This is a genomic window from Halorubrum sp. Atlit-26R (genome assembly GCF_003666015.1).
GTDB lineage: Archaea > Halobacteriota > Halobacteria > Halobacteriales > Haloferacaceae > Halorubrum.
Genome location: NZ_QPLT01000021.1, coordinates 23,982 through 48,934, shown reverse-complemented (window position 1 = coordinate 48,934; position 24,953 = coordinate 23,982). Strand labels below are relative to the sequence as shown.

At 70.9% G+C, this 24,953-nt stretch carries 21 protein-coding genes; 11 read left to right on the top strand and 10 right to left on the bottom strand.

The features are described 5' to 3' along the window. Window positions 1-15: 15 nt before the first annotated feature. Both DVK07_RS17340 and DVK07_RS17335 read left to right on the top strand, forming a co-directional pair. Window positions 16-897 (top strand): DUF4397 domain-containing protein, encoded by an 882-nt coding sequence (locus tag DVK07_RS17340; RefSeq protein WP_121598197.1) that lies wholly within the window; start codon window positions 16-18, stop codon window positions 895-897. Window positions 898-1,083: 186 nt separating this feature from the next. Next, window positions 1,084-1,362, top strand: coding sequence for an ArsR family transcriptional regulator (locus DVK07_RS17335; RefSeq protein WP_121598196.1), 279 nt, complete (start codon window positions 1,084-1,086; stop codon window positions 1,360-1,362). A 46-nt stretch (window positions 1,363-1,408) separates the two neighbouring features. On the opposite strand, the gene DVK07_RS17330 is transcribed toward DVK07_RS17335, so the two are convergent. Together DVK07_RS17330 and DVK07_RS17325 are read right to left on the bottom strand one after the other, a co-directional pair. Further along, window positions 1,409-1,702 carry a winged helix-turn-helix domain-containing protein gene (locus DVK07_RS17330; RefSeq protein WP_121598195.1) on the bottom strand — a complete coding sequence of 98 codons (294 nt, stop codon included), beginning with the start codon at window positions 1,700-1,702 and terminating at the stop codon, window positions 1,409-1,411. Beyond that, entirely contained in the window at window positions 1,699-1,938 is a 240-nt protein-coding gene (locus tag DVK07_RS17325; RefSeq protein ID WP_147441200.1) for a hypothetical protein, read from the bottom strand. Before DVK07_RS17325 ends, DVK07_RS17330 begins: the two co-directional genes overlap by 4 nt. 214 nt (window positions 1,939-2,152) lie before the next feature. Between DVK07_RS17325 and DVK07_RS17320 the strand changes: the two genes are divergently transcribed. Then, window positions 2,153-3,136 carry a hypothetical protein gene (locus DVK07_RS17320; protein WP_121598193.1) on the top strand — a complete coding sequence of 328 codons (984 nt, stop codon included), beginning with the start codon at window positions 2,153-2,155 and terminating at the stop codon, window positions 3,134-3,136. A gap of 6 nt (window positions 3,137-3,142) precedes the next feature. On the opposite strand, the gene DVK07_RS17315 is transcribed toward DVK07_RS17320, so the two are convergent. The 3 genes from DVK07_RS17315 to DVK07_RS24230 all read right to left on the bottom strand — a co-directional run bounded on the left by DVK07_RS17315 (window position 3,143) and on the right by DVK07_RS24230 (window position 9,679). Then, a complete protein-coding gene (locus DVK07_RS17315) occupies window positions 3,143-5,710 on the bottom strand; it encodes a PEP/pyruvate-binding domain-containing protein (protein ID WP_121598192.1) in 2,568 nt (855 codons plus the stop codon). 100 nt (window positions 5,711-5,810) lie between these two features. Then, window positions 5,811-9,554: a PKD domain-containing protein gene (locus DVK07_RS17310; RefSeq protein ID WP_121598191.1), complete on the bottom strand. Its 3,744-nt coding sequence runs from the start codon at window positions 9,552-9,554 to the stop codon at window positions 5,811-5,813. Beyond that, window positions 9,551-9,679: a hypothetical protein gene (locus DVK07_RS24230; RefSeq protein ID WP_255410494.1), complete on the bottom strand. Its 129-nt coding sequence runs from the start codon at window positions 9,677-9,679 to the stop codon at window positions 9,551-9,553. The genes DVK07_RS17310 and DVK07_RS24230 overlap by 4 nt, the downstream gene beginning before the upstream one ends. A gap of 632 nt (window positions 9,680-10,311) precedes the next feature. On the opposite strand from DVK07_RS24230, the gene DVK07_RS17305 reads away from it, so the two are divergent. From DVK07_RS17305 to DVK07_RS17295, 3 genes are all read left to right on the top strand, one after another. Next, window positions 10,312-10,902 carry a hypothetical protein gene (locus tag DVK07_RS17305; RefSeq protein ID WP_121598190.1) on the top strand — a complete coding sequence of 197 codons (591 nt, stop codon included), beginning with the start codon at window positions 10,312-10,314 and terminating at the stop codon, window positions 10,900-10,902. 506 nt (window positions 10,903-11,408) lie between these two features. Further along, window positions 11,409-11,933, top strand: a complete 525-nt coding sequence (locus tag DVK07_RS17300; protein WP_121598189.1) for a histidine kinase — start codon at window positions 11,409-11,411, stop codon at window positions 11,931-11,933. A 174-nt stretch (window positions 11,934-12,107) separates the two neighbouring features. Continuing rightward, window positions 12,108-13,991 carry a hypothetical protein gene (locus tag DVK07_RS17295; protein ID WP_147441199.1) on the top strand — a complete coding sequence of 628 codons (1,884 nt, stop codon included), beginning with the start codon at window positions 12,108-12,110 and terminating at the stop codon, window positions 13,989-13,991. A gap of 23 nt (window positions 13,992-14,014) precedes the next feature. Here the strand turns inward: DVK07_RS17295 and DVK07_RS17290 are convergent, their stop codons facing one another. Both DVK07_RS17290 and DVK07_RS17285 read right to left on the bottom strand, forming a co-directional pair. Then, window positions 14,015-14,233, bottom strand: a complete 219-nt coding sequence (locus DVK07_RS17290; protein ID WP_121598187.1) for a hypothetical protein — start codon at window positions 14,231-14,233, stop codon at window positions 14,015-14,017. A 1-nt stretch (window position 14,234) separates the two neighbouring features. Next, window positions 14,235-16,145 carry a right-handed parallel beta-helix repeat-containing protein gene (locus tag DVK07_RS17285; RefSeq protein WP_158603175.1) on the bottom strand — a complete coding sequence of 637 codons (1,911 nt, stop codon included), beginning with the start codon at window positions 16,143-16,145 and terminating at the stop codon, window positions 14,235-14,237. A 412-nt stretch (window positions 16,146-16,557) separates the two neighbouring features. On the opposite strand from DVK07_RS17285, the gene DVK07_RS17280 reads away from it, so the two are divergent. From DVK07_RS17280 to DVK07_RS17270, 3 genes are all read left to right on the top strand, one after another. Next, entirely contained in the window at window positions 16,558-18,027 is a 1,470-nt protein-coding gene (locus tag DVK07_RS17280) for an oligosaccharide flippase family protein (RefSeq protein ID WP_121598185.1), read from the top strand. A 149-nt stretch (window positions 18,028-18,176) separates the two neighbouring features. Beyond that, window positions 18,177-18,479: a HalOD1 output domain-containing protein gene (locus DVK07_RS17275; protein WP_121598184.1), complete on the top strand. Its 303-nt coding sequence runs from the start codon at window positions 18,177-18,179 to the stop codon at window positions 18,477-18,479. Window positions 18,480-18,617: 138 nt separating this feature from the next. Then, the gene (locus DVK07_RS17270; protein ID WP_121598183.1) at window positions 18,618-19,361 is read left to right on the top strand and encodes a bifunctional 2-polyprenyl-6-hydroxyphenol methylase/3-demethylubiquinol 3-O-methyltransferase UbiG; all 744 of its coding nucleotides are present in this window, start codon (window positions 18,618-18,620) and stop codon (window positions 19,359-19,361) included. Between the two features lie 18 nt (window positions 19,362-19,379). Here DVK07_RS17270 and DVK07_RS17265 read toward each other — a convergent pair whose 3' ends face one another. Both DVK07_RS17265 and DVK07_RS17260 read right to left on the bottom strand, forming a co-directional pair. Continuing rightward, window positions 19,380-20,381 carry a GNAT family N-acetyltransferase gene (locus DVK07_RS17265; protein WP_121598182.1) on the bottom strand — a complete coding sequence of 334 codons (1,002 nt, stop codon included), beginning with the start codon at window positions 20,379-20,381 and terminating at the stop codon, window positions 19,380-19,382. After that, window positions 20,378-22,015, bottom strand: a complete 1,638-nt coding sequence (locus DVK07_RS17260; protein ID WP_121598181.1) for an alkaline phosphatase family protein — start codon at window positions 22,013-22,015, stop codon at window positions 20,378-20,380. The genes DVK07_RS17265 and DVK07_RS17260 overlap by 4 nt, the downstream gene beginning before the upstream one ends. 681 nt (window positions 22,016-22,696) lie before the next feature. On the opposite strand from DVK07_RS17260, the gene DVK07_RS17255 reads away from it, so the two are divergent. Continuing rightward, a complete protein-coding gene (locus DVK07_RS17255) occupies window positions 22,697-23,797 on the top strand; it encodes a GNAT family N-acetyltransferase (protein ID WP_121598180.1) in 1,101 nt (366 codons plus the stop codon). Window positions 23,798-23,854: 57 nt separating this feature from the next. On the opposite strand, the gene DVK07_RS17250 is transcribed toward DVK07_RS17255, so the two are convergent. Next, window positions 23,855-24,724 (bottom strand): polysaccharide deacetylase family protein, encoded by an 870-nt coding sequence (locus DVK07_RS17250; protein ID WP_233565505.1) that lies wholly within the window; start codon window positions 24,722-24,724, stop codon window positions 23,855-23,857. Here DVK07_RS17250 and DVK07_RS23725 point away from each other — a divergent pair. Further along, complete coding sequence (locus tag DVK07_RS23725; RefSeq protein ID WP_233565502.1) at window positions 24,677-24,835, top strand: hypothetical protein; 159 nt, start codon at window positions 24,677-24,679, stop codon at window positions 24,833-24,835. The genes DVK07_RS17250 and DVK07_RS23725 overlap by 48 nt on opposite strands. Window positions 24,836-24,953 lie beyond the last annotated feature (118 nt).

The following is a 24,953-nucleotide window of genomic DNA, read 5'->3' as shown; positions in this document are numbered from 1 at the left end:
GTCGCTGCGTGAGGTATGGCTACAGAGCTAGATACCGAGCGGACCGACCGGAGAGATTCCGTCAAACGCCGGCGCGTCGTCTCCGGCGCGGCGGGCCTCGCGCTCGTCGCGCTGGCGGGATGCGGTGGCAACGCTGCCGACGAAAACGGAACGAACGGAAACGACACGAACGGGGGTGGAGCGGACGGCAACGACACGAGCGGCGACGGAACGGACGGCGACGACATGGACGGGAACGGAACGGACGACGGGAACGAAACGGACGGGGAGGACGGGGCCGACGAAGAAGCGTTGGTCCGGGTCGTCCACGCGTCGCCGGACGCCCCGAACGTGGACGTGTTCGTCGACGACGAGTCGACGCTCCAGGACGTCCCCTTCCGGACGGTGAGCGAATACCTGTCGCTCCCGGCGGGCGAGTACGCCGTTCGGATCACGGCCGCGGGGGACGCCGACACGGTGGTCTTCGACGACACCGTCGCCGTCGAGGCGGGCACGGCGTCGTCGCTCGTCGCGCTCGGCGAGCTGAACGACGACTCCTTCGAGGTGCGCGCGTTCGCCGACGACGTCTCCGCCGTCGCCGACGGCGAGGCGCGCGTCAGGCTCGTCCACTGCTCGCCGGACGCGCCGGCGGTCGACGTGGTCCCGGCGGGCGGGTCGGACCCGCTCTTCGCCGACGTCGCCTTCGGCGAGGCGAGCGACCACGCGACGGTTCCGGGGGGCGCGTACACGCTGGAAGTCCGACCGGCGGGCGGCGACACGGCGGCGGCGACGTTCGACGTCGAGCTGGCGGGCGGCACCGCGTCCACCGGGTTCGCGATGGGCTACCTCGACCCCGAGAGCGCGGCGGCGGACGAGCCGTTCGACCTCACCCTCGCGGTCGACGTCGGCGGCGAGTGATCCGCCGGACCGAAGCCACCCGAGGATCGGTACGAGTTCGCGACGGCGGAGCCCGAGACGTCGGATCGGTAGCGCGACCGTACGCGCTACCGGCCTTGAGAAGGCGCTGACGCGTCGCAGCCGCCGGACTCGGGACGGCCGCTATTCAGGTTATAATAAAGTCCGGACGCGTGTTCGCCTCCGGTGATGACCGACAACTGGGACGAAGTGAGCTACGTTATCAGCTCTCAGTACAGAGTCGCCGTCATGGACGAACTCGCGGACGAACCGGCGACGCCGACCGAGATCGCGAGCGAGGCCGAGTTCGCGACCTCGCACGTCTCGCGGGCCGTCGGTCGGCTCCACGACCGGTCGATCGTCGAGCTGACCGTTCCCGAGTCGCAACACGTCAACCGACAGTACCGTCTGACAGAGAAGGGGCGACGGCTCTGGGACAACATCACCGAGGCCGAACTCGTCGGCTGAGGCGGGTGAAGGGTCAATTCCGAAAACGCGGTCGACTTCGAACGCTTCAGGCCTGATCCGGGTCGTCTGCCAGTCCCTGCCGAGTGATCTCCGCCCAGATGTCGGCGCCGTCCTCCGTGATCCCGTAGACGCGTCCCTTCCGGCGGTCCTCGGAGACGAGGAGATCCACCAGCCCCCGCTCGCGGAGACTCGAGAGCGCGTGCGAGACGGAAGCGATGCCGACGCTCTCGTCGCTCGCGATCTGCGACGGAGTCGCGGGGCTCTCTGACAGCCGATCGAGCACCGTGAGTCGGTACTGCGAGCTGATGACGAATCCGATCTGGTCCCAGTCGTCGCTCACGGCTCCCCCCCGCTGTCGGCGCGACGGGGCCGCCCGCCGTCGTCACCGAGTCGGTTCGCGCGTTCGCGGAGGCGGAGGCGCTCCGCGGCGACGTCGAGCGCGGACCGCGGTGGGAGCCCGGCGAGGCCCGCACGCCCGGCGGAACGCCGTCGCTCCCGCGCCTCGGATCGACGACGCCTTCGGGTCGCGGCGCCCGCGACGACGCCTCGTTCCCGGGTGGTGTCCGTATCAGTCATGTGAAGCTCCGGCTTGGTGCGTTTCGTCTCGCGGTGACGGTCGGGACGGTTTGTTATCATGACCATAGTCTCCGGCGACCCGGCCTCCCGGCCTCGACCGGGTCGGTAGCCGTGTCATTACCGTTGCGACCGCCGAAGCGAGGCTGCCAGCGCTCCGATCGGACCGTCTCCGGGCACCGGAAGGGCTAATTGGCCGCGTCGAGTCGCCCGACGCATGCCGCTTTACGCGCTCGAAGACCTGGAGGAAGCCTTCGACGTCACCCGGGAGTTCCTGACCCCGCTCGACGTCCGGCAGTGGCTGAAGCTCGTGTTCGTCGTGTTCTTCGTGGGGAGCGGGGTGAGCCTCCCGACGACGGAGTTCGGGACGTCGGCGCCGTCGGGGACGCCGCCCGCGGGCGAACTCCCGTCGGAGGTGCCCGCCGACGCCGTCGCGATCGTCGCCGCGGTCGCCGTCGCCGGACTGCTCCTCGCCGTCGGCGTCGCGCTGATCGGGGCGGTCCTGGAGTTCGTGCTGATCGAGTCGCTCCGGAGCGGCGAGGTGTCGATCCGACGGTACTGGCGCCGCCGCTGGCGACAGGGCGTCCGTCTGTTCGGATTCCGGGTCGCGATCGGACTCCCCGTGATCGCGCTGTTCGTCGGCTGGGTCGGGCTCCTCGTCGTCCCCCTCCTCGCCGGCCGCGAGGTCGCCGCCCCGTCTGCGGTGTTCCTGATCGGGCTGCCCGTGGTGGTCGTCGTCGCCGTGGTGTACTCGCTCGTGTCCGGCCTGACCACCGTGTTCGTCGTTCCGATCATGGTCCGCGCGGAGGTCGGCGTCCTCGCCGCGTGGCGGCGGCTCTGGGGATCGGTCCGAACGGCGTGGCGACAGTACCTGGCGTACGTCGCGGTCGCGTTCCTGCTGACGGTCGGGGCGAGCGTCGTCGCGTCGGTCCTGGTGGGGCTCGTCGCCCTCGTGTTCCTCGTGCCGGCGCTGCTCGCCGTCGGGGTCGCGAGCGTGACGGTCTCGCTGTCGTCGTCCGCCGGACTCGCCGTTCTCGCCGCGCTCGCGCTCCTGTTCGGGCTGGCGGTGCTGGTCTGCTGGCTGCTCGTTCAGGTGCCCGTCGTCGCGTACCTCCGGTACCACGCGCTACTCGTCCTCGGGGACATCGAGCCGTCGTTCGCGCTCCTTCCCGACCGCGGCCATTCGCCGGAGACGCCCTGAGCGCCGTCAATCGAGCCGCTCGACGACGCCGCGCGTCCCGTCGACGCGAATCCGGTCGCCCGTCTCGATCCGGTCGGTCGCGTCCGCCACCGCGACGACGGCCGGGATCCCGTACTCGCGGGCGACCAGCGAGCCGTGCGTCAGACGACCGCCGACCTCGGTGACGACCGCGGCGGCGTTTAAAAAGAGCGGCGTCCACCCCGGGTCGGTGTACGGGGCGACGAGGACCTCGCCGCGCTCGAGTCGCTCGCGCCCGGGGTCGGTGACGACGCGGGCGATCCCCTCTGCGACCCCCGGGGCCGCGCCCGTCCCGGTGAGCGCGGTCCCGGATTCCCGTTCCGGACGCGCTCGCGGCACCGTGCCGTCGCTCGTGACGATCCGCGGCGCGGACAGCCCTCGGAACCGCTCGAACTCGCGGCGCCGCTCGGCGAGTCCGATCCCCGCGAGCGTCCGCGGATCGTCGAGCCCGGCGAGCAGCTCGTCGTACGACAGCAGCCACACGTCGTCCCGGTCGGACAGCGCGCCGGCGGACTCCAACTCGGAGCCCGCGTCGAGGACGGCGTCCCGGAACAGATCGAGAAGCCGCGACAGCGCGAACTTCGGGTGTTCGCGGATCCCGAGGTTCCCGCGGTACACCGACGCGAGGCGCCCCACGATCGGTCGGATGAAGGGGGGTGACTCGCGGAGCAGGGCCCGCCGCGCCCGCCGCGCCCGCGATCCGAGCGCCGCCGTTCGCTCCCGGTGCTCGCCGCCGGCGGTTTCGAGCCGCCCGGCGACGGCGTTCAGGATCGGGGTCGGGTCCTCCCGGTAGCGGGGGCGACTCGGATCGATCTCGCCGACGGCCCTGAACCCGTACTCGTCGAGGAACTCGTCGAGCGCGTCGAGAAACGCCGCCGCGTCGACGCGGTCGGCGAGTTCCTCACGCGTCGCGCCGTCCCGGATCGCGGCCGCGACGGCCGGAGTCTCCCGCGCGACGTCGGCCAAGTCGCCGATGGACATCGTCATCCGATAGACCGCGTCGGCCTCGATCCCCAGCGCGAGCGCGTCGACGTGCTCGCGGTGTCCGGGACGGAGCCGGCGCAGTAGAAACCCGGAGAGCATCGCCGCGAGGAACGGCCCGTAGAAGGGGTCGAGGAGCCAGTCGAACGCGTCGCGGATCGCTCGATGCGCCGCTTCGACGCGGGCGGCGGGGGTCTCCGCCCCTCGGACGGTCCGCGCGGCGCGCTCGACGCGGGCGTCGTACGTCTCTTTGACCCGCTCCGGCGTCGCCGCCGGGTCGGAGCAGCACAGCGCCCGCGGCATGCCCCGGAGCGCCCGCGCGAGGAACGGCGCGACGCGGGTCGCGGAGCGGGCCGCCCGCCAGTACCCGCCGATCGACGGGGCGGACGCCGGGAACTCGTCGGGACGCTCCGCCAACAGCGTCCGGAGCGCGTCGCCGGCCGGCTCGTCGACGGCGGCGAAGTTCTCTAGGAGGCGTTCTCGGAGGCGCGGGCTCCGGAGGAACGGCGTCAGATCGAGGTAGAGCCGACCGCCCGCGGCCGCCGTGAACCGCACTCTGAGGCCGAACGACTCCCCGACCCGGTCGGTCAGCCGGCGCCAGACGTCGAGCGCGAGCGGCGGCATCGCCTCGGGCATCCCCTGCCGGTGGCCGAAGCTGTAGTAGACGTGCGTCCGGTCGTCGGTCGGTCGGGGTTCGGGGACGGGGAAGAGGGCGGTTATCGGCCGCGACTGGAGCACGTGTATCTCCCCGTCGCGGATCGCCCACTCCACGTCCTGCGGGCGGCCGAGAGCGGCCGCGATGCGGGCGGCGATCGCGACCAGCGCGCGCACGTCGCCGTCGGTGAGCACGCGTTCGGAGCGACCGTCTCCGACCGCATACGAGAGCGTCTCGCCGGCGTCTGCGTCGAACCGGACCGTGTCGGCCGTCGCCGTCCCGGACACCTGCGCGTCCCCTCGTCCCGGCCCCGCCTCGACGACGGACACCGTCCGGTCGCCGGATATCGGGTCCGCGGTGAACGCGATCCCGGACGCGTCCGGCTCGACCATGCGCTGGACGGCCACCGCCATCCGCGTCGAGGCCGTCGAGACGCCGTTCCGAGCGCGGTACGCGACGGCGCGGTCGGTGAAGGTGCTCGCGAAGCAGCGCAGGACGGCGTCCGCGAGGGCGTCGGTCCCCTCGACGCCGAGATAGGAGTCGTACTGTCCGGCGAACGACGCCTGCGGGAGGTCCTCGTTCGTCGCCGACGAGCGGACGGCGTACTGACCGGGAGGGAGCGCGGCGAGCGCGTCGGTCACCGGCGGCGGTAGCGACAGCGACCGGACGGCCTCGCGAAGCGTCGCGGCGAGGTCCTCGCGCTCGTCCGTCTCCCCCTCCGCGGCGTCGGCGAGGTCGGCGATCAGCGGCTCTATCTCGGGTGACTCGACGAGTTGACGGTACGCCTCCGTCGCGACGATACGGCCGTCAGGGACGGGAAACCCGAGCGAACGGAGCCGGGCGAGGGCCGCCCCCTTCCCGCCGGCCACCGACGGGTCCGCGGCGGTCGGGTCGGACAGCTGGAATACGAGGTCTGGCATGGGGCTACGTCCGTCACTACGCCGTCCAGCGGCAAGACCGTTCCCCGCGTCGAACGGGCGGCGGCCGGGCGGACCGTCCGGGCCCCGGATCGCGGAGGGCTTACCGGGCGGCGCGACGGCGGCGCGCGAGCAGCGCGGCGGCGAGCAGCGCGAGCAGCGCGGTCGTGGGGGTGAATCCGGGCGCCCCGTCCTCGGTCTCGCCGCCGCCCTCGCCGCCGGTGCCGTTCCCGCCGGGCGACCGCTCCGACCCGTCGCCGACCGCGATCGTCGCCGTTCGGTTCCCGGATCCGACGCGGTAGGTGCCGGGGGTCTCGAACCGCTGTTCGAACGCGACCCGAACCGTCTCGCCCGGCGGAACGGTGACGGTCTCGGCGCCGGCGACCGTCCCGTCGATCTCGAACGCGACGCGGTAGTCGTCGGGAACGGTCCCGTCGTTGCGAACGGCGAGGGTGACCGTCGTCGCGTTGCCGGTCGCTATCGCCTCGTCGCTCACCGTCACGCCGGTCACCGCGGTGTCGGTCGTCGGGTCGCGGACGCGAACCTCCGTCTCGGCTTCCCCGGCGCCGACCGTGACGGCCTCGCTCGTCCCGTGGGTGAGGGTCACCGTGGCGTTGACCCGACTCCCCGCTTCGACCGACCGCTCGACCGTCGCGACCCGGGTGCCTTTCAGCGTGACCGGAACGGTGATCTCGCCCGCGGCCGTCCCGCCGTTTTCGATGACCACGGTCGCCTCGAACGGCCGGTCGACGACGGCGTCGTCGGCCCGCACCTCGCTGACCCACACCACGGGCGCGTCGGCGCCGACGCCGACGACCAGCGGCCCCGTTCCGTCGCCGCTCGCGTCGACGGTCGCCTCGACGGTCACGTCGCCCCCGTCGATCCGGGTCTCGGTGTCCGTCGGTTCCCAGCCGCTCCCGGTCGCCCGGAACACCGTGAGCGCGTCCGGCGGGACACCGACCTCCGCCACCGCGTCGCGGTCGACGTCGAACCTGTACGCGACCGACGCTATCTCGGCGTTCGAGCGGAGTTCGAAGGCGGTCTCGGCCCGCGGGAGCGCGCCGGGCGGAACGCCGTCCGCGGGCCGGTGGAGCGACGCCTCGAACGAGTCGCGCCGCTCGGCGGTCTCGATGACCATCGCCTCCAGCCGCACCGGGTCCCCGGCTTCGAGGTCGGCCTCGACGGGCCGTCCGGCGTCCACGTCGCTCGCCGTCAGCCGCGCGATCGACCCGTTGCCGTTCGTAACGGTGGCCGTGACGGGGCCCGACGGCGCGGGAGCGGCACCGCCGCCCCCGCCGCCACCGCCACCACCACCACCGCCGCCACCGCCGCCACCGCCACCGCCGCCACCGCCGCCGTTGCCTCCATCTCCGCCGTCTCCGCCGTCACCACCGTCTCCGCCGTCTCCGCCGTCACCACCGTCTCCGCCGTCTCCGCCGTCACCACCGTCTCCGCCGTCACCACCGTCTCCGCCGTCGCCCCCATCGCCGCCGTCACCGGGATCGGTAACGGTGACTTCGACGGTCGCCTCGTCCGCCACGTGATCCGGTGCGGAGACCGTGACGGTCGCGTCGTACGTGCCCGGCTCGCCGTACGCGTGCGTCACGGTCCGGCCGGTCGCCGTCTCGCCGTCGCCGAACTCCCAGTCCGCGGTCGCGTTACGCAGGCTCGTCCCGTCGAGCGTGGATCCCGCCGCGTCGAAGGCGACCGATCCGTTCGGCTCGACGGTCGTCGGGTTCGCCGCTGCGGCGGCGTCGACTCCGTACTGTACATCGGTCTCGTCGTCGTCGGTGTCCGTTCGGTTCAGCCCGTCCGTCACGGTGACCTCGGTCTGGACCTCTCCGACCGCCTCGAACGTGACCTCCGTCTCCGGCGCCGCCGTCTCTCCCACCGTCTCTCCGTCGACGCTCCAGGTGTAGGTCGCGTCGCCGTACGCCGTCGAGTCGCTCGCGTCGAGCTCGACCGGGTCGCCGACGACCGCGGCCTCGGGCGCCGACAGCTCCGCCTCGGGCTCCGGCGCCTCCACCTCCACCGTCGTCGTCGCCGTGTCCGTGGCATTGGTCGCGTTCGCGACCGTCAGCGCGACCGTGTACGTGCCGGGCTCGGCGTAGTCGTGCTCCACGGTCGTCCCCGCCGCGCCCGCGCCGTCGCCGAAGTCCCACTCGTACGTCACGGGCGCACCGACCGACTCGGAGCCGTCGAACGCGACCTCGTCTCCGACGTCGACCGACTCGTCCGACGCGTCGACGACGGCCTCCGGCGGTCCGGAGCGGACGTCGACCGTGGCGTTCGCCGCGTCGGACGCGCCGGCGTCGTCGACGGCCGTCACCGAGACCGTAACCGCGCCGGGCGCCGAGAACGCCGTCTCGATCGTCGGCTCGTCGGTCGTCTCGTCGATCTGACCGTCACCGGAGAGGTCCCATCGGTACTCGTCGATCGATCGCTGACTCTCGGTGTCGGACGCGTCGAGGAGCACGGTCTCGCCGATCACCGGCGAGGGCGGATCGGCGGTCAGGCTCGCGATCGGCGCCAGCGACTCCACGGTGACGCTCGTCTCGGCGGTGTCCGTGGCGTCGGTCGCGTTCGCGACCGTCAGCGCGACCGTGTACGTGCCGGGCTCGGCGTAGACGTGCTCGACGGTCGCGCCGGTCGCGTTGGTGCCGTCGCCGAACTCCCACTCGTAGGTCTCCGGGGCGCCGGTCGACGCCGAGCCGTCGAACGCGACCTCCTCACCGACGTCGAACGACCCGTCCGAGGCATCGATGACCGCTTCCAGCGGTCCGGGGCGGACGTCGACCGTGACGCTCGCCGTGTCCGCCCTCCCTGCGACGTCGACGGCCGTCACCGAGAGGGCCGTCGCGCCGGCCGCGGAGAACGTCGTCTCGATCGACGGCTCGTCTGTCGTCTCGTCGGTCTGGCCGTCGCCGGTGAGGTCCCACCGGTACTCGGCGATCTGGCGCACGCTCTCGGTCCCGGACGCGTCGAGGACGACGGTCTCGCCGACCGCCGGCGACGACGGATCGACCGTCAGGCTCGCGTTCGGAGTCGGCGGTGACTGCTGCGGCGCGTCCGGCCCGCGGACCGTCACGGGCCCATCGAGGCTCGCCAGTTCGATGCGGGAGGTCCCGCCGGGGGTGGCCGTCACCAGCTCCCACTCGGTGATCGTCCCGTTCTCACCGGGCGTCCGGGGGTCGAGGCGGGCCGCGTCGTTGAACCGCGGATCGATCGTGATCACGGAGTCGCTCTCGACGCCGGTGAACACCGCGCCGTCCGTGCGCTCCTCCTGCCAGACCCAGTCGAGCTGACTCTCCGATCCGCCGTGGTCGAACCGGTCTCGCTGGCCCGAGTAGTCGTCGTCCTCGACCGTCCACTCCCCGGTCGTCGGGAGTCCGCTGACGTCGAACGATGCGGTCCCGCCGGTCGTTCCGCTCTCGTTGCCGGCGTACCTGTCGTGAACGACGACGAGGCTGAGGCCGTCGGACCCCTCGTACAGGAACAGGGTACTCGTGTCGTCGCGCTGGTATTCGACGGTTCCGTACGAGCTGTAGGCGCTGCCCGGGGGATCGCCGAACTCCGAGCGGTAGTCGTAAAACGCCGCGGCCGTCTGCGAGCCGCCCCGGATCGAGTCGACGGTGAAGGTGTCGTCGCCCTGCTCGACCCGATACGACTCGTTCTCTTGGACCTGCGCGACGGCCGGAGCATCGAGCGCGGCCGTCGGCTGTCCGTTCCGTGCCGCTTCGGTATCGGCGGCGACGGCTCCCGTGACCGCCGCGAGCGCAATACACACCGCGATCGCGAGGCACCCGAGTCGGCGGCTACGTCCGCTCGGCGAGGCGTTGCCGTTCATCGGTGGCCCCACGACCGCCACGCGCCGGCGCCGTTCCGTGCGCGCTCCGCCCGGCCCGCCGCCGCCACGAGCGCGAACTCGGTCGAGAGCGGCGCGAGATCGGTCGAGCACGGTGTCTCGCTCATGCGACGAGGGGACCGGCGTCCGGGCTTTGTTATACTCGGCCTGTCGCGCGCTCGTCGGCGGGCGCCGCTCGTCGACCGACGCGGCGACGCAGCCGCTCGGTCCCTCTCTCGGTCCCGATTCCCGGTCGAGAGGGTGTCCGTGAGCCCCGGCCGCGACGGGAGCGCTCGTCCGTCGGCGACGCGATCGGAACCGGTCGGTCGTCGCGTAGCCGGCCGTTACGGAGCCGCTCGCTGCGGGCGCACGATACCGGCGGAAGGGAACTGCGGCCGGTCGCCGTCTCGCGGCCCACTCCGCCCGACCGGGCGGTAACAGACGCATACCGACGTGGACGGCGTCGAAAGCATCTGCGGGTTTTAATTACTCGTGTCAGTATTAGCGACGTGGATTCCGGACGGCGGCCCGACACGTTTGGCCGTCGTCCGTCGCTCGAACGGGACGCGTAACGTTCCACGGGACACACTATGAGGACCGAAATAGCGGGCACAACGATCGGAGAGGGACGGAGACCGCGAGCCCGGGCTCGGACGCCTCGTCGGACCGGGGGGTCCGCCGCCGAGCGGCACCGGCCGGGAGACCGTACATCCGCGGCGAACCCTCAGCAGAACACACACGACGGACCCATCGATTATCAATGAGTGTTACAGAGACAGCTGACCGGCAGGACCAGACGGACCGTTCGCAACAACCGGGCTCGGAGCCCGCCGCGGAGTCGACCGAGGGAGATAACTCACAGCGAGTCTCGCTCGACGTGATCTTCGACGTGCTCCGGAACCAGCGACGGCGGCTGGTGATGGAGGCGATCGAAGAGGAGAACGGCCAGACGACGCTGAGCGATCTCGCGGAACGCATCGGGGGGATCGAGAACGACAAGCCGCCGAACGCGCTCAACGCCCAGGAACGAAAGCGCGTCTACGTCGGACTCTACCAGTGTCACCTCCCGAGGATGGACGACGCGGACGCGATCGAGTTCGACAAAAACCGGGGCACCGTCGAGCGCGGGTCGGCGGCCGACGCGTTCGTCGCGTACCTCGAAGAGGAGGACCGTTCCGACGCGACGCGGCACTGGCCGGCGTACTACTGCGCGCTCTCGGGCGGCGGCCTCGCCGCGTTTCTCTTCGCGTGGGGAGTCGGTACCGGCGCGGCGGCGGTCCCGCTCGCCGCCGCCCTCCTGTCGATCCTCGGGCTGGCGGGATACCACTGGACCCGCTCCGAGGCGGAGTGACCGCCCCGCCGGCGGCCGGAATCGGTAATCACCGCGTAACGAAGTGAGGGTCCGTCGAACGGACGTGTGACCGCTCGGCCTCAGTTCCCCCCCTACACCCAATCCAACTGGGCCGGGCGGTCAGTACAAGCGCTACCACCGACCGCGCTGCCCGTCGGTGCCGCCCGGTTGGTACCCGCCGACCGAGGCGGCACGGACGCGTCGCTCGCGCCGTCTGCGAGCTCCCACCGCCGCAACATCGGTGACGGAGACGGTTCCGGCGGGCAGTGTCCGGATCGGGTCCACGACGGCTACGGCGACTCCCGCCGCGCCGCCGTTTCGGGACGACCGCGTATCGCGGACGGTCGGTTCGTCGGTCTCACCGGGCGAGAAACGAGTAGCCTGCCCGTTTCGCGCGATCCCGGAGGGAACGCCGCGTCGGGCCGTGGGAGAGAGACGAGTACGGCGAGTCACACCGCCGGCATTGAGGTACATAACGAAGTCGACAGCGTGCTTAGTACACAGGCATGAGTACCGAAACGACGACCGACAGAGACCGAGCAATCGAATCGACACCCGGGATGGTCGGGTGGAAACGTGGCGCGATCGGCGGGCTCGTGGGCGGACTCCTGTTCGGGGTGCTGCTCTCGGTGTCGTCTCCGGGCGTGATCCACACGGCGATTCCGGCCCTGTACGGGCTCGGCCCGGAGGCCGGGGTCATCGGGTGGACGCTCCACATGAGCCACGCCGTCGTCTTGGGGGTCGCCTTCGCCGCGGTCACCGACACCGCGAGGCTCCGGGCCCAGTTCGACACCAACCGCGGCGGCGGGCTCGTCGGACTCACCTACGGACTCGTCCTCTGGGTGATCCTCGGAGCCGTCGTCATGCCGGTCTGGCTCGGTGCGGTGGGGTTCGCCGGAGCGCCCGCGGTGCCGAACGTCGACCCCACGAGCATGGCGGGACACGTCGCGTACGGGGTCGCCCTCGGCGTGACGTACGCGGTCCTTTCGGACGTCTCGTCGGCGGAGCCGGACGCGCCGTCGCCGGCGTGACCCCCTGCTGCGCGCCGCCGGGCGGGGGCACCTGACCACGGGGTCCCGGACGCGGTCGCCTGAGTCGTCTCGGGCTCGACCGCCCGCCCAGAGGCCTCCTACCGCCGAAGCCGACCCATAACAAAGGCTGGGTCGTCCCGTCGTCTCCCCGTTCCGTCCCGCGGCGGGAGCACCATGTCAGGCACTTCCCCATCACCGACGTTCAAGGGCGTGTTGACCCTCGGGTTCCTCGCGTTCACGGCCGCGATCGTCGCCGCGCACGCGTCGCCGGCCACCGGGTACGAGCTCTCGATCTACCGGGCGACGCCGGTCGCGTTCTGGCTCGGTATCGCCGTGGCGGGCGTCGCGGCCCTCTCGGTGCTGTTCGGCACCGACTCGCGGCGACTGGTCGACGGCGCGCTGCTGCTCGGGGCCGGGTGCCTGCTCGCGGTCACCGCGATCCCGATACTGCGCTCGTACGCGTTCTACGGCGCGGGCGACTCGCTCTCGCACCTCGGCTGGGCGCGCGAGATCCGGTCCGGCGCGCTCAACCCGGCGGGCATCGTCTACCCGGGCACGCACCTCGTCGGGATCTTCCTCGGCGAGCTCACCGGGCTCGACCTCACGCTGACGCTACAGTACGTCCCGGAGCTGGTGTTCCCCCTCGTGTACGTCACGGCGATCCCGCTCTGCGTCGGCGCGCTCACCGAGTCCCGGTGGGCCGTCCCGGTCGGGCTCGTGGCCGGACTGCTGTTGCTCCCGATCAACGAGGTCAGCGTCCACCTCGTCCAACACCCGTCGAGTCAGGCGATCCTCTTCGCGCCGTTCGTGCTCCTGCTCACGCTCCGCTACCTCACCGACGACGACGAGGACTTTCCGCTCCTGACGCCGTGGGGCGTGGCGCTGGCGCTCGGCGGCATCGGCCTGCTGTTCATCCACCCGCAGGAGACGATGACGTACCTCTCGCTGGTGGGGGCGCTCGCGGTCGTCGTCGGCCTCGGGCACTGGTTCGCGCCCGACGGAACGGTCGCGCGGTACCGGCCGCTCGGGGTCCACGCGGTCGTGTTCGCGGTCGGGCTCGTCGCGTGGATCACCCAACACGGCCGCGCGGTCGGTCGGATCGAGTACGTCGTCACCGGGCTCCTCACGGCCGGCGTCACGACGGGCGACGGAACGCAGACGCGCAGCGAGTCGCTCGCCGCTATCGGCGGGAGCGTCCCCGAACTGTTCGTCAAGCTGTTCGGGGTCACGACGCTCTTCTGTTTCCTCGCCGCGGCGGTCGTGGTGTACCACGTGGTCCGGTCGTCCGACTCGCCGCGGAACGCGCTCGTTCCGCTGCTCGCGATCGGCACCGTCCCGCCCTTGGGGCTGTTCGTGGTGATCTTCCTGGCCGACCAAGGGGACCACTACTTCCGGTTCCTCGGGTTCATCTCCGCGCTGGTGACCGTCGTCGGCGGGGTCGGACTGGCGTCGCTGATCCGGCGCGCGAACACCGAGGTCGCCTCGCCGGCGGTCGGCGGGCCTGTGCGGCGAATCGCCGACGGGGCGGGGCGGCTGGCCGGCGGCGGGCTCCCCGCGAAGCGGCTCGCCGTGGTGGTGGCGGTGCTCGCGGTGCTGCTCACCGGCCAGCTGGTCGCGGTCCACGCGTCGCCGTACATGTACCAGTCGAACAAGCAGGTGACCGCGGCCGACCTCTCCGGCCACGAGGTGCTCTTCGAGCACCACGACGGCGAGACGCCGTTACTCGGTCTCCGCGGCGGCGAAGGGCGATACGTCGACGCCTACTACGGGCGGAACGCCGGCGAGACCGACCCGGACCTCGCCCTGCTCGACGGCGGGGTGACCGGGGAGCAGTTCAGGGCCGGGCTCCCGTCGGCGTTCGACGAGGACCGGTACCTCGTCGTCCAAGAGGGCGACGTGCTTCAGGAGGTCGTCCTCTACGACGAGTTGCGGTTCCCCAGGTCGGGGTTCGAGCGTCTCGACCGCCACGATCGGATCGCTCGCATCCAGCAGAACGGCGGGATGGAGCTCTACCGGATCACCGAAGCAGAGCCGCCCGACGAGGGCGACGGCGGCTGAGCGGGCGCGGCGCCGCCCGACTCTCAGGCGTGTTCGAGCGGGTCGCGGACCGCCGCCGCGTCGGCGACGATGTAGGCGTCCCGTTCGAAGTCGTCCTCGTCCGCCGGGACGAGGACAAGCCGGTCGCCGCCTCGGTGGGTCACCCACCGGGCCTCCCACTCGGCGATCTCGTACCCGAGATCGCGGATCGGATCCGGGTCGAGCGTCGCCCGATCCCACCGGTCCGCGAGGCTCACGGGCATCTCAGTAGTCGTCGATCGTGACGGCCGCGGCGCCGTCGAAGTCGAGTTCGACGAGGTTCCCGGTGTAGCGGTAGCCGTCGATGCCCTTCCCGAGGACCCCGCTCACGGAGTCGTCGTCGACGAGGTCCTCGATGTCGTCGACCTCGTCCCACTCGGCGCCGTCGGGGTCGGTGCTGATCGCGTCGTCGCGGACGACCTCTCCCGTCACGCGGAAGCTGTAGGCCGTGATCGTGTCGGCCGCGGTGCCGTCGAAGACGGCCGTCTTCCAGTTCGCGGCGCCGCCGGCGGAGTCGTCGTCGGTCGCGCCGTCGTCGCCTGCGCCGTCACCGGACGAGCCGTCGTCGACCGGCTCTTCGTCGGCCGGCTCTTCGTCGGCTGGCTCTTCGTCGACCGCTAGCAGGTCCGCCTGCGTCACTTCCTGTCCGTCCGCGATGAGGGCCATCTGGTCGACGGCGCCTTCCGCGGAGAAGTCGGTCATCGCGCCCTCGTACCGGAAGGAGTCGCCGCTGGTGCTGCCGCCGCCGATGGAGCCGCTCGCGGTCCAGGTGCCGTCGTCGTTCTCGACCGCCTCGTCGACGGGCGCCGCGAGGTTCGCGTTGTACGTGTCCCGCTCGTACAGGGGCTCGATCGCGCCGGTCGTCGTGAACTCGTAGTCGACGCCGTCGGAGTTGTTGGCGGTGATCGTGAGCTCGGTCCCGCCGGTCCCGAGGCTCGGGCCGTCGTCGACCGACTCCTCGTCAGTCGTATCGTCGGTCCCGCCGTCGCCGGACGAGCCGTCGTCGACCGGTTCCTCGTCGGTCGTCCCGTCGTCGGTCCCGCCGTCGGCCCCGCCCGCCGCCTGGGGATCCTCACCGGTCGGCACCGCGCAGTCGTCGCCGACGCAGACGCCGTCCTCCAGCTCCGGGGGGTACTCCAGGTTGCCGCCGCCGGTGATCGAGACGTTCTCGGCCGACCATCCCTCCGCCGTGTCGCCCTTCTCGTTTATGGCGTCGATGTCGCTCTCGTTGCGGATGAGGACGTTCCGGATGGTGCCGGTGCCGCCCTCCGCGTCGTCGTGGAGCTCGATCGGTCCGCCGGCGCCGTCGTAGGAGTGGACGACCTCGCAGTCCTCGATGACGATGTCCTCGCCCACGTCGCTCACGCGGATTCCCCGCATGTTGGTGCCGCCGTCGGACTGTTCCGGCGGCGCGCCGTCGTTCAGCACGAGGCAGTTGCGCGCGACGCTGTCGGAGGACCCGAGTCGGATCCCCGCGATGTTGTTGTTGTGGACGAAACAGTTCTCGACGATCACCTGTCCGTCCTCGCCTTTGCCGGGCGAGCTCGCGTAGATACCGTTGTTGGAGGTGTTCGCGATGTAGCAGTTCCGAATCTCGACCACGCCGGCGTGGCCCGACGGCACGTAGAACCCGCGGGAGTCGCCGCCCTCGACGACCCCGTCGGGGAGGTTGAAGTTGTCGATCAGGACGCGACCGCTGCTCTCCGCCTCCAGGCGGAACCGCGTCTTCTCCGGTCCGGACTTCCCCCGGAGCGTGATGTTGCGGATCGCGACCGTGCCGTCGGTCGCCTCGATCGTCTCCTGGTACGCGCCCGCCTCGTTGGCGAGGATGACCTCGCCCTGTCCGACCACAGCAGCGTCGGTCCGGCTGCCGCCGAACCCGGAGCCGTCGTAGACGTACTCGCCCGCCGGGATGCGGACCTCGACGCCGTCCTCGAAGTACTCCTCGAGGTAATCGTCGATCACGTCGCCCTCGGAGAGGCCCTGCGCCCCGAGGTCGACGACGTCGTCCGCGCTCTGTGCCGCCGTCCCGCCGGCGACGGCCGCCACCCCGACTGCCGTCCCCACCAGTCCGAGGTACGACCGCCGTTTGAATCCGAATCGATTCGTGTCGTCGTCGTCATGGCCGTTTGCCATACCGGGTAGGACAGGATTAACTCAAAGAGCGTTTTTGTGACTTCGTTGGGGCCGACGGTAATTCCGACTTACTTAGGTGCCACTTAGTTGCGAGATACCTGTGAATGGCCTCTTTTCGCTGGATATCTGACGGACACAATCGGCGTTCCCGCCGGAACCGCTGGCGCGCAGTCGATGTCGGGTAGGAGATGCTTTCTGTTCCGATCCGGAAGGGTCGATCGCGCTGCGAAGCGATAAGCGGCGCTTACCCCGCACCGAGACCCCCGATATCTCGCCGTTCGACCGACGAGCGAGACTCGGGCCCGGTACGCGCGCCATAACAAACCGGTCACCGGGGAACTCGTGGGCGAATGGCTCGCGTCAGCATCCGCGCTCCCGTCTCGCCGGGAGCCAGCGGGACGGAGGCGTAGACGTGTCGCTGTCGGACCGCATCGCCAGCGGCCTGAAGGCGACGCTGGGTGCGGGCGTCGTCGACGCCCTCGCGAACGGCGTGTTGATGATCCTGCTCGCTCGGTACCTGCTGTCGCCCGCCGAGTTCGGACTGCTCCACTACGCGCTGTCCATCATCGGCGTCGTCGCCATCCTCGGGACGCTCGGGCTCCCTTCGTCGGCCGCGCGCTACGTGACCGAACTGACCGAGACCGACCCCGAGCAAGTGCGCTACGTGATCCGGTTCGGGGTGACAGCCATCCTCGGACTCTCGGTGGTCGTCGGCGCGGTCCTGGCGGTCGCGAGCCCCCTCATTGCGGACGCGGCGAACGAGCCCGCGCTGGTGCCGCTGCTCGTCCTCGGCTTCGGCTACGTCCTCGGGAACTCGCTTTTCAAGACGTTCAGCCGGCTGTTTCAGGCGACAAACCGCGTCGACTGGAGCGGCCGCCTCGTGGCGCTCTCCGGTACCGTCCGCCTCGTTTCGGCGATCCTCCTCGTGCTCGCCGGGCTCGGAGCGGTCGGCGCGCTCGCGGGCTACCTCGTCGGGTTCGCCGTCGCGAGCGCCGTCGGGGCCGTCGCGTTCTACCGGCTCTCGTACAGGACGCTCCCGTCCGCGGAGCGCGTCGCGGAGGGGCTCCGCCGACGGATCCTCGAATACAGCGTTCCGCTCACCGCGACGCGGGGCGCGAACGTGCTCGACAAGCGCATCGACACGGTGTTGGTCGGGCTCTTTCTCGGCCCCGTTCCGGTGGGGTATTACACGATCTCGAAGCAGGTCTCGCAGTTCGCGTCGATCCCGGCCACGTCGCTGGGGTACACGATCTCGCCCGCCGTCGGCGAGCAGCACGCGGGCGAGGACGCGGGCCGGGCGCGGCAGGTGTACGAGGCCTCGCTCCGCCACGTGCTCCTGTTGTACGTCCCCGCGACCGTCGGGCTCGTGCTGGTCGCGGAGCCGACGGTGACGCACGTGTTCGGGTCGGCGTACGCCGAGGCGGCACCGGTGCTTCAGGTGCTCGCGGGGTTCATGCTGATGAACGCGATCAACAAGGTGACCAGCGACGGGCTCGACTACCTCGGTCGCGCCCGGTCCCGGGCGATCGTGAAGACGGCGACCGCCGTCGCGAACTTCCTACTGAACCTCGCGTTGATCCCCGCGATCGGGGTGGTCGGCGCCGCCGTCGCGACCGTCGCCACGTACACCGTGTACACGCTCACGAACGTCTACATCATCCACGACGAGCTCGACCTCGACCTCGCCTCCATCGGCCGCCTCCTCGCGGGGGTCGTCGGCGTCGCCGCGGTGATGGGCGCCGTCGTCCGGCTGCTGGTCCCGCGCGTGACGGGCCTGGTGACGCTGTTCCTCGTCGTCGGCGTCGGAGTCGCCGTGTGGGGAACGCTCGCCGCGCTGGGCGGCCTGCTCGACGTCGGGCGGATCCGGCGGGTGCTCACCTAGCCTCGTCCGACGGGTGCTCGCCTGACTTCGTTCGGTGCGTTCTCACCGGGCTCCGTTCAAATCGTGTCGGGCGAGCGGCCCTCCGTGAAGATCGGTTCCGAAACCGATCGGCTTTTACTCCTCCACTCCTCAGAGTCGGTGGGTTAACAGTGGCACACCGAGACATTCCAGCAGAAAATCACATTTCCGCCGAGCCGCCGTTCGACGGGGGGCACCGCTTCGAGTACGACGGTGAGACGGAGGTCGCCGTCGCCGTCGTCGAGGCGGTGGCCGAGGTCGCCGACGTGGATCCGACGGAGCTCGTTCCGCGCGTCAACGACGTCATCGACCCGGACGCCCTCGATCGGTGCGTCCGGAGCGGCCCGCCGGGAGCCGCCGTCTCGATCCCGTTCGACGACTACCGCGTCACCGTTCGGGGCACCGGTACGCTCACCGTCGCGGAAACGCCGTAACGTCGCTCGAAGCGATCGGATGCGGTCGGAAGCCGGTCGTCCGGTAGCCACGGCCAGCGGTAACCGCGAGGTACCTCGGGCGGTCGGCGGGTATTAACCCCGATACAATGAGGGTGGCGGCCCGATCGAGACGGTATCATGTCACACTCCGATCGGTCGCGGGGCGACGCCGGCTCGCAGACCGAGGCGGTGTACTCCTCGGAAGAGGCCGTCGAGCGGTACGGGCGTGCGGCCGAGGAAGGGCTCTCGGTGGTCGAAGAGCGAGTCCTCGACCGGCACTTCGACCCGGACGCGGGGACGGTCCTCGACGTCGGCTGCGGCGCGGGGCGGACGACGTATCCCCTCACCGCGCGCGGCTTCGACGTGATCGGGATCGACGTCAGCGAGGAGATGGTCGGCGAGACGAACCGGCGCTACCCGGGGCTCGACGTCCGGGTCGGGGACGTTCGCGACCTCGACTTCGACGACGACCGGTTCGCGCACGTCCTGTTCTCTTACTGCGGGATCGACATGATCCAGCCGGAAGCCGGCCGGTTCGAGGCGCTCGACGAGATCGAGCGGGTGCTCGAGCCGGACGGGACGTTCGCGTTCAGCACGCACAACTGCCTGTACAACCTCCCGGCCCTCCTGCTCGACCGCGGCCACATCCGGAACCTGTACGTCGAGAACGGCAACTGGCGGCGGCTCCGCTCGCGGTACAAGGTTGACGGGCGCGAGTGGGGACTGCCGCTGTACGTCTCCAGTCCGTGGCGCACGAAGCGCCAGCTCGACCGGAGGGGATTCTCGTTCGTCGAGTACGTCGGCGAGCGCCGGCGGCCGTTCCGCTACTTCGAGCGGCGCCCGTACTACGTCGCGCGCAACGACGCCGAGGGCGCCGAGTAGTCGGACGGCGGAACGCGTTCACTCCCGTCGAGCGTCGATCCACCGGTAACCGCGCTTCAGCATATCGAGGACGGTCGAGCTCCGCTCTAACGCGAAGTACTCTCGGACGTCGGGCGCGAACTTGGCCTTGTAGTTACAGAGTCGCTGGTTGTTCGCCCCCACGAGGTCGTACCGCGGTACCCCCCGGTCCATCGCCTCCCGCATCACGTGCCAGTCGAGGTGGTCGTTCACCGCGACGTCGGCGTCGTGGTCGCCGACGCCCTGCCAGGCGTACACGTGCCGGTCGTCCTCTAAGGTGATCTGTCCGCCGACCGCCCTACCGTCGCTGCGGCAGACGTAGGTGCGCATCGTCCCGTCCGGGAGCGCCCGGTACAGGTCGCGCGCGAACTCCGCCGACACCGGGAAGCGGATCCCCTGTTCCTCGTGGCGCGCGTGGAGCCGGTCGAAGATCGGATCGATCGCGTCGACGCCCCCGCGCTCGACCGCGACGTCCCGGTCTCGACCGTCTCGGATGTTCTCGCGCAAGTCGCCGCTGAACGACCGAAACAGGTCCTCCTCCGACTGGTCGAGGTCGACGACGTACGTGAATCGGGGCCTGGCCTCGTACCCGTTCCAGACGAACGGTCGCGGGTCGTCGTACGCCGGCGTCGAGCGGACGTGCGCGTACGCGACGCCGCGCTCCCGGAGGCGCTCCTCGACGGCGTCGACGAACCGCGTCCGAAGTCGCTCCACCTGCGAGCGACGGCCGGGGTCGAGCAGCGCCGGCCCGAGGTAGCTCACCTTCAGGTCGGGCGGCGGCGAGAACGCGGTTCGTATCGGGCCGTACCGCCGTTCGAACACGGGGAACAGGCCGACCGGATCTCCCTCGTAAAAGCCCGCGAACGGCGTCAGCTCTCCGCCTGAGTGGCGCGCCATCTCCCGCAGCGCCTCGAACCGGTGAAACGGGGTCGCCTCGGGGGCCAGCTCCTGAAGCTCGTTCCACCGTTCGGGATCGCTGATCTGCCGGACGTTCACGCTCATTCGAGGTACCCCAGGTTCGACAGCCGGTCTTCGACGTCCGCGTCGTCGGTCCGTTCGCTGCCGCCCTCGTACGGGGGCGGCGACTCGCGTCCCAGCTCTTCGACGACCGGCAGGGCGGAGCCGTCCATCCGGTCGCTGACGGGGACGCCGAGCGCGGACAGGACGGTCGGCGCGACGTCGTACAGGTGGGCTCCCTGAAGGTCGAGCGGCGGGATGTCGTCCCCCGCGACCGCGGCGATGCCGTGGAGTTTGTGGCTCCAAGACTCCTGTGCGGGACCGAACGCGTCCTCCCGAACGGTCGCCGAGAGGAAGACGTCGAACTCCCGCGGAACGAGGAGCAGATCCGGCGCCTCCTCTACGTGGGGACCGTCGTACACCTCCTCGCGGGCGAGCACGTCGTCGAACACCGGCTCGCCGTCGGGAGCCGACAGCGCGGCCAACTCGTCGACGAGCGACTCCCGAAGGGCCTCGTACGCCGACGTCTCGACCTTCCCCTCGGGCTCGCGACCGGCCTTGTTGATCCGCAGTCCGAGCTCGATGCGGTCTCGCATGTACACCCGCGAGTCCGCGAACGAGACGTGTTCGGAGCCCGCGCGGACCAGATCGGACGGGACGATCCTGGCGACCGCGTCTTCGAGGCCGACCGCTCCGAGCGCCGCGCCGATCCGCTGGCTGGTGAGCCCGACGCGCGCCAGTCCCGACAGGACGCGCTCGGCGAGCGCGAGCGAGGCGGAAGCGCCGTCGTCGTCACCGTCGCCCTCGCCGCTCGTCCGGAGCCGCTCGCGGGAGAGCTGCGACCAGGACGGTTTCTCGGCGGTCGCCGACGTGCGGACGTCCCCGCGGTCGCGCAGGTAGGCGTTCGGTCGGAACTCCACGTCGCCGATCGGGCCGATCCCGTGGTCGCTCACGAGGAGCGTGACGTCCGGGTCGGTCGCGTCCAGCGTCGCCGCGATCTCGTCGTCGATCGCGCGGTAGACGCGCTCGACGGCCTCGTCGTCGTCGGGGAACTCGTGGAACACCGTGTCGCTCTGCTGGAACTGGAGGAAGCCGAAGTCCGGCCGCTCGCGGCCGAGGAGGTAGCGGAACGCCCGTCCGCGCATGCCGACGAGCTCCTCGTAGCCGTCGACCCGCTCGTCGCGCGTAGCGCCTTCGACCAGCTGCTCGTTGTACAGCCGGTAGCCCCCGATCGCGTCGCGGACCTCCGAGAGGAGCCCCTCGGGGTGACAGGCGGGGTCGGCCGGCGCGACGTAGCCGGGGATCAGCGCCCCGTCGAACTCGCCGGGCGGGTGGGTGACCGGGACGTTGACGACGACGCTCCGGCGCCCGTGGTCCGAGAGTAGCTCCCAGACCGCGTGTTCGCGGACGTCCGTCGCGTTCACCACGTCCCAGTCGTACCCCTCGAACCGGAGAAACCCGAACACCCCGTGTTTCCCCGGGTTCACCCCGGTGTAGATCGACGGCCACGCGCTCGGGGTCCACGGCGGGAGCTGCGACTCCAGCGGCCCGCTCGCCCCCTCCCCGATCAGTCGGTCGATCGTCGGGGTCGCGCCGGGCGGCAGCCGAGAGAGCACCTCCTCACAGAGGGCGTCGACGCCGAAGACGAGCACGTCGCTCTCGAGCAGTGCGTCGCTCATACAGGTGGGCTACCGACGATCAGGTATTTGTTATGTCCGGCCTGACGGCGGTTCGTTCCCGGCGAGCGAGACCCGGGCGCTCGGCGGGCTCGAACGACGCAGCCCCGCCGTCAGACCGCGTCTCGCGGCGACCGCTCTCCGGCACGCGCTCGGGGCCGAAACGGAACGCGACGGTCGGCCTCGGACGTGAAGTATACGACACGTATACTGTATATATTTATGATGTTTTTCGAGGGAGTCGGGGAGTAAAGCGCAGTCGAGCGGCACGGACCGCCTGGATGCTCGCCGGAGTAGGCCGTCGGCCGGCGCTCGTTCCACACGGAGTTCGGATAGATTCTGCCGACGCAAGAGCCAAAACGGGGTTATCCACGGGTTTCCGACCGGCGATCCGAATCGATCGGCGGGCCGGAGCCTCGACGTGGAGTCGGTAGGGAGGGTATACGACGCCCGACAGTCGAGGCCCTCGTCTGACCGATTCCGTCGAAACGCGGACCCGATGAGAGGGGATTCGTCGAGGTTCGGCGCTGACGGGGATGTTCTCGGGTGTATAAAGGTTTCACAATAAAAACTAATCAAACAAATAGTAAGAATAAGAACTATTGGAGAGGCGCCGGTTGAGGCGATCGGGCGACCGGCCGAAGCCTACCCATAACAAACCCCTTCGACGCCGGACCGAGAACGATGTCGAGCGACGACGAGTACTCGATCCGGCTCTACGAGCCGACGGACAGAGAGGGGTTCCTCCGGCTGTACGACGAGGTGTTCGGCGGGGGGACCGAGGAGTGGTTCCGGTGGAAGTACCCCGACAACCCGTACGTGGCCCACGTGCCGATGTTCGTCGCGGAGCGCGACGGGGAGATGGTGGGAGCGCGACCGTACATGGCGTTCCGACTTCGGGTGGGGGACGGGACCGCTCTGGGGCTCCAGACCGGCGACACGATGGTCCACCCGGACCACCAGCGGAAGGGGCTGTTCACCCGCATGACCCAGCGGTCGTTCGACTACTACGGCGACGTCGACGAGGACGTGCTCACCTTTAGCATCCCGAACGCGCTCTCGCGGCCCGGGTACCTGAAGCTCGGCTGCCGCGAGGTCGGACGGCTCGCGACGTCGTACCGGGTCCACGATCCCGAGACCCTCGGCTCCGGGACGCCCCCTCGAGTCGGCGGGGCGCTCTCGCCGCTCGTCCGACTCGGACAGTTCCTCTGGAGCCGACGGACGTCTCCGCCGGACGACGTGACCGTGATCCGGCACCGCGCCGTGCCGGCCGGGACGCTCTCCAACCTGTACGAGCGGGACGTTCCCGACGGGATCCACGCGCTCCGCGACGAGCGGTTCTACCGCTGGCGGTTCGACCGCCCGGACTGGGAGTACGAGGCCTACGTCGCTCGGACCGCCGAGCGGGCGGACCCGATCGCCGGAGCGGTCGTCGGCCGAAGCGACGAGGGGGAGACGGCGACCGCGGCGGTGACCGACGTCGTTCCGCTGACGGGCGGGGAGGACCGTCGCCGGGGGCTCGCGGCGATCCTCCCGCGGATCGCGGCCGATCACGCCGACGCCGACGTGGTGGTCGCGAGCCGCTCGGCGGTTCCCGACGACCTCGCGGGCGCGTACGGCTTCCTGCCGGACGACGACCTGCCCCTGTCCGCGGTGACGACGCCGACGGTCCTCATCTCGCGGCTCTTCGACGGGACCGACGACCCGGCGTGGGAGCTCGGCGGCGCGCGGTTGGACGAGCCCGAGGACTGGTCGCTGGGTCTCGCCGAGCGGAACACGTTCTGACCGCCGCCGGCGCACTGCCCGCCACCGGCGCTGTGCCCATCGCGTCGGCGTCGCCCCTCACTCCGCGTCGGTCTCGGGCCGAGATCGCTGCCCCGCGCCGACCTCGGTTCGTACTCGCCGCCCCGCGTCGGTCTCGCTCCGCACTCGGCGCGCCACGTCGGCCATCGTTTCCACCTCGATTCCGCCGTCGGCCCGACGCCGATCGATGTGTTCGACGACCGCTCGGAGCCGCGCGACGTCGTCGTCCGTGACGAGGTTGTTCGGATGGTACCACAGGTGGAACACGCCGTCGCTTCGCGCGGCCGCGTCGATCCCCCGCCGAGCGGCGGCGACGATCGGGTCTCGCCACACCAGCTCGCAGAGGCGGCGCGCCGCCCCCTCGAAGCCGAAGAGGTACAGCGACGCCGGCACGTCCACGAGGCCGAACTCGTCGACCGACGGCTCGACGAGCGGCGGCGTCGCCCCGGTGACGAGCGCCGCCTTCCTGAGCGCGTCGGGGCCGAGCGCGTCGGCGTTCGGGTCGGTGCCCCGGTAGCAGGTGAACCCCGACCGCGCGAGCACGTCCCGGTGGCCGACCCAGTTACGCGGGAACACGACCGACGTCATCGCCGGCTCGACGGACGCCGACGCCGCGGCCTCCAGCGACGCCACGAGCTCCGCGCGCGCCGTCTCGGGGGTCGTCTGCGGGTCGCCGCACTCGACGTGCGAGAAGGTGTGACACCCGATCTCGTGGTCGGCGTCGGCGTCGGCGACCGCGGCGATCAGGTTCGGCGCGAACCGGAGGTCGCGGCGGTCCGCCCACTCGCCCCGCTCCCGGGCGAACCACCCCTCGGGCGTCGGGTGGCCGTCGTGACGACCGTCACAGTCCTGTAAGAAGAGGTGGCCGACGACCGCCCACGTCGCGGGGACGTCGTGCTCGTCGAGGATGTCGAGGGAGGCGCGCCACCCGGGGCGACCGGCCTCGACGCGGTCGGTCGGCGGCGAGTCGAGGTCGTGGTGGCCCCAGCCCAGCTCGGCGTCGATCGACAGGACTACTGACCCCAGCGTCGCTCACCCCCGCTGACCGGCGGTGCGTCGCGTCGGCTTCCCGATCGATACATGCCCACCGCTCGACCGGGTTCCGGCTTTGTTATCGTCGGCCAACTGCGGGGTAGTC